Below are 8,250 nucleotides of genomic sequence, written 5' to 3' on the forward strand. Positions count from 1 at the left end.
CGGCTCCTACGGCTTGGGTGTGGCGTGCGGTGCGCACGTCACGTCGCGGCGGTCCAGCTCGCCGCTGAGCAGATACGACTCGACCCGGTCGTTGATGCACGCGTTCGCGACATTGGTGATGCCGTGCGAACCGGCGTCCCGCTCGGTGATCAGGCGTGAGCCCTTGAAGCGCTTGTGCAGCTCGACGGCGCCCCCGTACGGGGTGGCGGCGTCACGCGTGGACTGCGCGATCAGCACGGGCGGCAGGCCGCGGCCCGTACCGACCTCGATCGGTGTCTGCTGTTCCACGCCCCAGGTCGAACAGGGCAGGTTCATCCAGGCGTTGGCCCAGGTGAGGAACGGGTGGTCGCGGTGGAGCCGGGTGTTGTCCCGGTCCCAGGTGCGCCAGCTCGTGGGCCACTTGGCGTCGGCGCACTCGACGGCGGTGTAGACCGCGTTGCTGTTCTCGGCGCGGATGTTGCCCACCGTGTCGGACAGGTCCGGCGCGGCGGCGTCGACGAGCGCCTGGGTGTCTCCGGCCAGGTACTTGCTCCAGGTGTCGGCGACCGGCACCCAGCTGGAGTCGTAGTAGGGCGCGCTCTGGAACAGCCCGATGAGCTCGGCCGGTCCCACGACGCCGCCGATCGGGTTCTTCTTGGCGGTGGCGCGGAGCTTGTCCCACTGCTTCTCGACCTTGGCGACGGTGTCGCCGATGTGGAACGCCGCGTCGTTCTCGGCGACCCACTTCTTCCAGTCGTCGAAGCGCGTCTCGAAGGCGACGTCCTGGTCCAGGTTGGCCTGGTACCAGATCTTCTCCTTCGACGGGTTGACCACGCTGTCCAGCACCATGCGCCGTACATGGGACGGGAAGAGCGTGCCGTAGACGGCGCCCAGGTAGGTGCCGTAGGAGACACCCACGTAGTTGAGCTTCTTGTCGCCGAGCGCGGCCCGCAGGACATCCAGGTCACGCGCGGTGTTGGGCGTCGTCATGTGTGGCAGCATCCAGCCGCTGCGCTCCTTGCAGCCGTCCGCGTACTCGGCCGCGAGCTTGCGCTGGGCGCGCTTGTCGGCCTCGGTGTCAGGGACGGGGTCGGCCTTGGGAGCCTTGACGAACTCCTGCGGGTCGACGCAGGAGATGGGCGTCGAGCGCCCGACGCCGCGCGGGTCGAAGCCGACGAAGTCGTACGCCTTCGCGGCGTCCGCCCAGATGGCGTTCTTGGTCACGACGCGGCGCGGGAACGCCATGCCGGACGCGCCGGGGCCACCGGGGTTGTAGACGAGGGAGCCCTGACGCTCACCCGCCGTCCCGGTGTTGCCGATCCGGTCGACGGCTATCTTGATCTGCTTGCCGTTCGGACGGGCGTAGTCGAGCGGGACACTGATGTAGCCGCACTGGATCGGCTTCTCCAGGGCCCAGTCGGCCGGGCAGTCCGCCCAGTCGATGCCCTTCTTCGCGGCCCGCTCGGCGGCGATCTCGGCGCCGGCCGCCTGGGCGTTCAGCGTCTTCTGTTCCTTGCCCGACGCGGCCGGGCCGCTGTCGGCGCGGCCGTCGGCGCTCGCGGACGAGGCGGCGAGCGTGGTCGCTATGAGCGTGCCCGCGAGCAGAGTGCCGGCCGAGCCAAGCACTGCTGTGCGTCTCAAGTGGTACCTCCCCCTGGCTGACGCGCCGCACGCTGCGGCGCTGTTCGTAGGGTTACCGAGAGGATCCTTATCTCTGCGGGCCGGTTGAGAACAGGCCATACGGCATATTCTTTGCCGAACCGATAGCCGGTGAGTCCGGTTCCGCTCAGCGGTACAGGTCGGCCAGTGCGTCGTCCAGGACCCGGCGCAGGGCTCGGGCGTCCGGGGCGAGCGCGGTCACCAGCGCGCCGGGACCGGCGAGCGGGGTGAGTACGGCGGTGTCGCCGAGCAGCCGGGCAGTGGCCGGTTTCTCGTCGAACTCCGGTGCGACCAGCAGGAGTTGGCCGACGGCCCGATGGCCGCCGATGACGGCTCCGCCGTCCCAGCCGCCGGGTGCGCCGGGGCCGAGGGCGAGTTGCTGGTCCAGCAGCGGGCGGCCCGCGTGGTGCACGGTGAGGCGGGTCGTGAGGGTGCCGGGCGGCTCTCCGTGCCGGCCGAGGATCAGTTCCTCGCGCAGCACCAGCCGGGCGGTGGGGGCGAGTTCGACGCGGGTGTGGGCCCGCAGGTCGCTACCGGTGACGGAGATGAGCTGCTCGGGCAGCCAGTGCAGGACGGCGTCCTCGCCGACGGTCAGACGCACGTCGTAGCGCGCGTGGTCTCCGGGTTCGTCGCCGGTGCGGCGGCCGGGCAGCGCGATCATGGCCGCCGCCGCGTCCACGGTGAGCGCGGCCCCGTCCCGTACCGCCACCTCCAGCGCGAGCCGGTCACCGCCGAGCGGCGCGCTCATCGCGCCGACGACGGTGACACGGGCGCCCGGTCCGGTGGCCGCGCGTGTACGGCGCGGGGCGAGCGGTCCGTCGCTCTCCAGCACCGGCAGGGCCGTACCGCCGCGCCCGTCGGGGGCGGCGGTGATCCGGGCGGTGGCGTGGACGCTCATGCGATCCAGGCGGCGCGGCGCGCGCGTACCCAGTCGGCCACCGGGGCCACCCCGTCCGGGCCGGTGAGCGAGGTGAACAGCACGGGCAGTTCGCCGCGCTGCTCCTTGGCGTCGGAGGCCATACGCCCGAGGTCGGAGCCGACGTACGGCGCGAGGTCGGTCTTGTTGATCACCAGCAGGTCCGAGGTGGTGACGCCGGGGCCGCCCTTGCGAGGGATGTCGTCGCCCCCGGCGACGTCGATGACGAAGATCTGCGCGTCGACCAGGCCCTTGGAGAAGGTGGCGGTGAGATTGTCGCCGCCGGACTCGACGAGGATCAGGTCGAGCGGTCCGACGGAGTCCTCCAGGTCCTCGACGGCTTCGAGGTTGGCGGAGATGTCGTCGCGGATCGCGGTGTGCGGGCAGGCGCCGGTCTCGACGGCCTGGATCCGCTCGGCCGGCAGCACGGCGTTGCGCAGCAGGAACGCCGCGTCCTCCCGCGTGTAGATGTCGTTGGTGACGACGGCGATGGACAACTGGTCGCGCAGCGCGCGGCAGAGGGCGGCGACGGTCGCGGTCTTGCCGGAGCCGACGGGCCCGCCGAGGCCGATGCGCAGGGCTCGCCTGGAGCCGTCGGGGCGGGTGGCCCCGGCGCCGTGGTGGTGCGGGTCCAGATAGGGGTCGGTGTACGGGTCGGCGTGGTCGAGGTGCACGGCGGGCTCCTTCGGGGTCGCGCGGCGGGGCTCGGGAGGGTTACGAGGCGAAGAGACGCACCGGCCAGGCCGCGTGCGCCTCGGCGGTGATGTCGAGCAGCGGCGCAGACGTGGCGGGCAGGGCGCCGGGCCCGTCCCGTACGGCGCGGTGGGCGTCGCTCACGGCGCGCCGCGCGGTGGCGTCGATCTCCGGTGCCAGGCGGGCGAGGACGGCGGTCGCGTCGAAGGGGTCCAGGCTCAGCAGCCGTACGGCAGCGGTGGCGGGGCCGGAGACCGTCTCGTACAGGACGCAGTGCGCGGCGTCCTCGGGCCCGAGCCCGGCCGACCGTGCGGCGAGGCCGAGGACGATCGGCTGGTGGGCGCCACGCGGGCGGGCCGCCGCCAAGGCGGCGAGTTCGGGGCCCGGCCAGGTGGCGCGGGCGGCGCGTGTCATCTGGCGGCCGAGCTTGCGCGCGGTGGCGCGCAGCGCGGGCGAGGGGGTGCGGGCGTCGGCGGCCTCGTCCAGCGCGAGGGGGTCGACGCCGAGGACCGCCGCCGCGGCGAGCGCGGCGGCGGTGCGGCCGGTGGTGTGCAGCCGGCCCCGGCAGAAGGACGCCAGGTCGTGGGCGCCGGTGAGCCGCCCGGCGCGGACGGCCGCCTCGGCGCCGCCCGAGTGGGCGTGGCCACCGGCCGGGAACCGTCCGTCGGCGAGGACGAGCAGTGCGGCGCGGCTCATCAGAAGAGGAAGTAGCGCTGGGCCAGGGGCAGTTCGGCGGCGGGGGCCGGTTCGACCACGTCGCCGTCGATCGTGACCGTGAAGGTGTCGGGGTCGACGTGGACATGGGGCAGGGCGTCGTTCTGCCGCATGTCGGCCTTGCCGACGGAGCGGGTGTTCTCGATCGCCACGAACCGCTTGCCGAGGCCGAGGCGTTCGGGCAGCGCGTCCTCGATCGCCGCCTGGGCGACAAAGTTGACCGAGTTGGCGGCCGGGGCGGTGCCGGTCGCGCCGAACATGGGCCGGGGCAGGACGGGCCCAGGGGTGGGGATGGACGCGTTGGCGTCGCCCATCTGCGCGTACGCGATCTGGCCGCCCTTGATGACCAGTTGGGGCTTCACACCGAAGAACGCCGGGTCCCACAGGACGAGATCGGCGAGCTTGCCGGTCTCGACGGAGCCGATCTCGTGGCCGAGTCCCTGCGCCACGGCCGGGTTGACGGTGTACTTGGCGACATAGCGGCGTACCCGGTGGTTGTCGGCCCGGCCGTCGCCGGGGAGCGCGCCCCGGCGTTTCTTCATGACGTGCGCGGTCTGCCAGGTGCGCAGGATCACCTCGCCGATCCGGCCCATGGCCTGGGAGTCGGAGGAGATGATCGAGATGGCCCCGAGGTCGTGCAGGATGTCCTCGGCCGCGATGGTGGACGGCCGGATCCGGGACTCGGCGAAGGCCAGGTCCTCGGGGACGGCCGGGTTGAGGTGGTGGCAGACCATCAGCATGTCGAGGTGTTCGTCGATGGTGTTGACGGTGTGCGGGCGCGTCGGGTTGGTCGAGCTGGGCAGGACGTACGGCTCGGAGACCACCGTGATGATGTCGGGCGCGTGACCGCCGCCCGCGCCCTCGGAGTGGTACGCGTGCAGGGTGCGCCCGGCGACGGCGGCGAGGGTGTCGGCGACGAATCCGGCCTCGTTGAGGGTGTCGGTGTGGATGGCGAGCTGGACGCCCGTCTCCTCGCAGACGCCGAGGCAGGCGTCGATGACGGCCGGGGTCGCGCCCCAGTCCTCGTGGATCTTGAACCCGAGCGCCCCGCCGCGCAGTTGGGAGTGCATCGCGTCGCGGGACATCGTGTTGCCCTTGCCGAGCAGCCCGATGTTGACGGGCGAGGACTCCAGCGCGGCGAACATCCGGGCCAGATGCCAGGGGCCGGGCGTGACGGTGGTGGCCTTCGTGCCCTCGGCCGGTCCGGTGCCGCCGCCGACGAGGGTGGTGATGCCGGAGGAGAGCGCCTGGTCGATCAGGGTCGGCGAGATGAAGTGGACGTGCGCGTCGACGGCTCCGGCGGTGAGGATCTTCCCGTTGCCCGCGATGATCTCGGTCTCGGGTCCGATGACGAGGTCGGGGTGGACGCCGTCCATGGTGTCCGGGTTGCCGGCCTTGCCGATGCCGGTGATCCGGCCGTCCCGGATGCCGATGTCGGCCTTGACGACGCCCCAGTGGTCGATGACGACGGCGCCGGTGATCACGGTGTCGGGCGCGCCTTGGGCCCGGGTCGTACGGGACTGGCCCATCGACTCGCGGATCACCTTGCCGCCGCCGAACACCGCCTCGTCACCGGCGAGTCCGGGGCCGCCGGAGCGGTCCTCCTCGATCTCGACGAGGAGGTCGGTGTCGGCGAGCCTGATGCGGTCGCCGGTGGTGGGGCCGAAGAGGTCGGCGTAGGCGGCTCTGCTCAGCTCAGGCATCGAGGGGACCTCCGGTCTCGCCGCGCAGGCCCGGTACGACGCGGTGCCCGGCGAGCGGGACGAGTTCGACGTCGACGGGGACGCCTGGTTCGAACCGTACGGAGGTGCCGGCCGCCACGTTCAGCCGCAGGCCGCGCGCCGCCGGACGGTCGAACCGCAGACCGGGGTTGGTCTCGGCGAAGTGGTAGTGGGAGCCGATCTGGACGGGCCGGTCGGCGGCGTTGAGCACGGTGAGGCGGGTGACGGGGCGGCCCTCGTTGAGGGGCACGGCTCCGTCGGCGTACAGGATCTCTCCGGGAATCATCGGCGCGCTCCCCCGTCAGACGATCGGGTCGTGGACGGTGACGAGCTTCGTGCCGTCCGGGAAGGTGGCCTCCACCTGGACGTCGTGGATCATCTCGGGGATCCCCTCCATGACGTCGTCACGGGTGAGGACCTTGCGTCCGGACGCCATGAGTTCGGCGACGGTACGGCCGTCCCTGGCGCCTTCGAGCAGGTGCGAGGTGATCAGTGCGACCGCCTCGGGGTGATTGAGACGCAGCCCGCGCGCGAGGCGCCTGGTCGCCACGTCTGCGGCCACATGGATGAGCAGACGTTCCTGCTCGTGCGGGGTCAACTGCACGTTTCCACCTCACTGTTACGGCCCGGTCCGGCCTGGAGCCTGTCGCCGCCCGCAACGAATTCAACACTCTGTTGAACGCGGACAGGGGGCTCACAGCCAGCCATTGCACGTTACGGCGGAAGTTTTTCCGGCAGGTTAACCGGGCTTTTGCCCGTCCATGGACATCAACCCGCGCAGTCCGTTCTGGAGGATCTCCACCGGGGCGTCACCGAACAGCGCCCGCTGGGCGGCGAAGCCCTGCACGGTGGCGATCATCGTGCGGGCCACATGCTCCGCCGGGATGTCGTCCCGCATCAGCCCCGCCGCCTGATACGACTCGACGACCCCGATCCAGGCGACGCGCACCGTTTCGTAGCCCGTCCGCAACAGCGCCGCGAGCGTCTCGTTGCGCAGGGTCTCCGCCCACACCTGGATCAGCAGGCGGGGCACGTCGACACCGGCGGCGCGACCCCGGACGAACTCACCGCTCAGCACGCGCCCCAACACCTCGCCGATCAGTACGTCGGGCGGGTCGGGCGGAGTCTGGCGCGTGGCCTCCGCGAACGCCTCCCTGACGCTCTCCAGCACCTCGGCGACGATGGCCCCGATCAGCTCCTCCTTGCTGCTGAAGTAGCGGTAGACGGCGCCGGCGGAGAGATCGACCTCGCGCAGCACGTCCTGCATCGACGTGGCGTGGAAGCCGTTGCGCGCGAAACAGCGCGCGGCGCCGTCGAGAATCTGCCGTCTGCGGGCGTCCAGGTGTTGCTGCGATACGCGGGCCATGTGATCAACGTAAAACGAACGTTCCTTCTTGACAAGCTCGCCGCTCGCTGGCGACAGTGGCCACAGCTCGTAAAACGAACGATCCTTCTCTTTGCCGCTGTGGACCGAAACGAGGACACGATGTCCACCACTCCCACCCGCCGCATGATCGGCGTCATGCTCCTGATCCCCGTGATCGCCGCCCTGGCGCTCACGGCCTTCGCCTGGCCCGCCGCCCGCGTCGCACCGCACGACGTGCCGGTCGGCGTCGCCGGACCCGCCTCGGCGACCGCATCCCTCCAGCAGGGGTTCGAGCGGCAGCCGGACGCCTTCGATGTGCGCCGGTACGACGACGAGGCCGCCGCGCGCGAGGCGATCGAGGACCGGGACATCTACGGAGCCGTGGTCGTCACCGCCGAGGGGCCGCACCTGCTGACGGCGTCGGCCGCCGGTCCGATCGTCGCCCAGCTGCTCAGGGAAGCCGTGACCGCTCAGGCGCCGGCCGGCACCCAGGTGCCGGTGACCGACGTGGTCGCCACACCTTCCGGGGACCCGCGCGGCAGCGTGTTCGGCGCGAGCATGCTGCCGCTGACCCTGGGGGGCGTCGCCACCGGCGTGCTGGTGAACCTGCTGGCGCTGCGCGGAGTCCGCGCGGTGGGCGCGCTGCTCGGGGCGGCGGCGCTGGCGGGCCTCACCGCCACCGCGCTCGCCCACAGCTGGCTGGACGTGCTCGCCGGCGACTGGTGGGCGGAGGCCGGGGCGTTCGGGCTCGCCGCACTGGCCATCGGCGCGACCGTCGCGGGGCTCGCCATGCTCGTCGGCCAGGCCGGGATCGGCATCGGCGCGCTGCTGATGGTGCTGATCGGCAACCCCTTCTCCGGGGTGTCGAGCGCGCCCGAGTTCCTGCCGGAGCCGTTCGGCGTGATCGGTCAGTTGCTGCCGCCGGGGGCGAGCGGTTCGCTGCTGCGGTCGGTCGCCTTCTTCGACGGGAGCGCGGCGGGGACGCCCGCGCTGACGCTCACGGTCTGGGCCGTCCTGGGTCTGGCCGCGGTGCTGGTGGGATCGCACCGCGCGAGCGCGACACCCGGAACGCCCGGCGCCCCGGCCCGTACGAGGGAGCCGGCAGCCGCCTGATCCGCTGCCGGCGGGGCGCCGCCGCAAGGACGGTCAACGCGCCACTCCCCCACGGCGGTTGAGGACAGGCCCTAGGTGTTCTGTCCTGG

General features: G+C 72.1%; 9 protein-coding genes. 1 reads left to right on the plus strand and 8 read right to left on the minus strand.

The window, feature by feature from the left end:
• Positions 1–6: 6 nt before the first annotated feature.
• The 8 genes from BHU15_RS09090 to BHU15_RS09125 form a co-directional block, all read right to left on the minus strand.
• Positions 7–1,620, minus strand: coding sequence for an alpha/beta hydrolase (locus BHU15_RS09090; RefSeq protein ID WP_069626718.1), 1,614 nt, complete (start codon positions 1,618–1,620; stop codon positions 7–9).
• Positions 1,621–1,765: 145 nt separating this feature from the next.
• Positions 1,766–2,536: an urease accessory protein UreD gene (locus tag BHU15_RS09095; protein ID WP_069626719.1), complete on the minus strand. Its 771-nt coding sequence runs from the start codon at positions 2,534–2,536 to the stop codon at positions 1,766–1,768.
• The gene (gene ureG, locus BHU15_RS09100) at positions 2,533–3,228 is read right to left on the minus strand and encodes an urease accessory protein UreG (protein ID WP_376200187.1); all 696 of its coding nucleotides are present in this window, start codon (positions 3,226–3,228) and stop codon (positions 2,533–2,535) included. Before ureG ends, BHU15_RS09095 begins: the two co-directional genes overlap by 4 nt.
• 40 nt (positions 3,229–3,268) lie before the next feature.
• Positions 3,269–3,943, minus strand: a complete 675-nt coding sequence (locus BHU15_RS09105) for an urease accessory protein UreF (protein WP_069626720.1) — start codon at positions 3,941–3,943, stop codon at positions 3,269–3,271.
• The gene (locus tag BHU15_RS09110) at positions 3,943–5,664 is read right to left on the minus strand and encodes an urease subunit alpha (protein ID WP_069626721.1); all 1,722 of its coding nucleotides are present in this window, start codon (positions 5,662–5,664) and stop codon (positions 3,943–3,945) included. Before BHU15_RS09110 ends, BHU15_RS09105 begins: the two co-directional genes overlap by 1 nt.
• Positions 5,657–5,968 carry an urease subunit beta gene (locus tag BHU15_RS09115; protein WP_023543213.1) on the minus strand — a complete coding sequence of 104 codons (312 nt, stop codon included), beginning with the start codon at positions 5,966–5,968 and terminating at the stop codon, positions 5,657–5,659. Before BHU15_RS09115 ends, BHU15_RS09110 begins: the two co-directional genes overlap by 8 nt.
• Before the next feature lie 15 nt (positions 5,969–5,983).
• Complete coding sequence (locus BHU15_RS09120) at positions 5,984–6,286, minus strand: urease subunit gamma (RefSeq protein ID WP_069626722.1); 303 nt, start codon at positions 6,284–6,286, stop codon at positions 5,984–5,986.
• A 135-nt stretch (positions 6,287–6,421) separates the two neighbouring features.
• Entirely contained in the window at positions 6,422–7,048 is a 627-nt protein-coding gene (locus BHU15_RS09125) for a TetR/AcrR family transcriptional regulator (protein ID WP_069626723.1), read from the minus strand.
• A 120-nt stretch (positions 7,049–7,168) separates the two neighbouring features.
• Here BHU15_RS09125 and BHU15_RS09130 point away from each other — a divergent pair, with 120 nt between their 5' ends.
• Positions 7,169–8,161 (plus strand): ABC transporter permease family protein, encoded by a 993-nt coding sequence (locus tag BHU15_RS09130; protein WP_069626730.1) that lies wholly within the window; start codon positions 7,169–7,171, stop codon positions 8,159–8,161.
• Positions 8,162–8,250: the final 89 nt, after the last annotated feature.

The sequence above is a fragment of the Streptomyces niveus genome, from assembly GCF_001723055.1.
GTDB classification, from domain to species: domain Bacteria; phylum Actinomycetota; class Actinomycetes; order Streptomycetales; family Streptomycetaceae; genus Streptomyces; species Streptomyces niveus.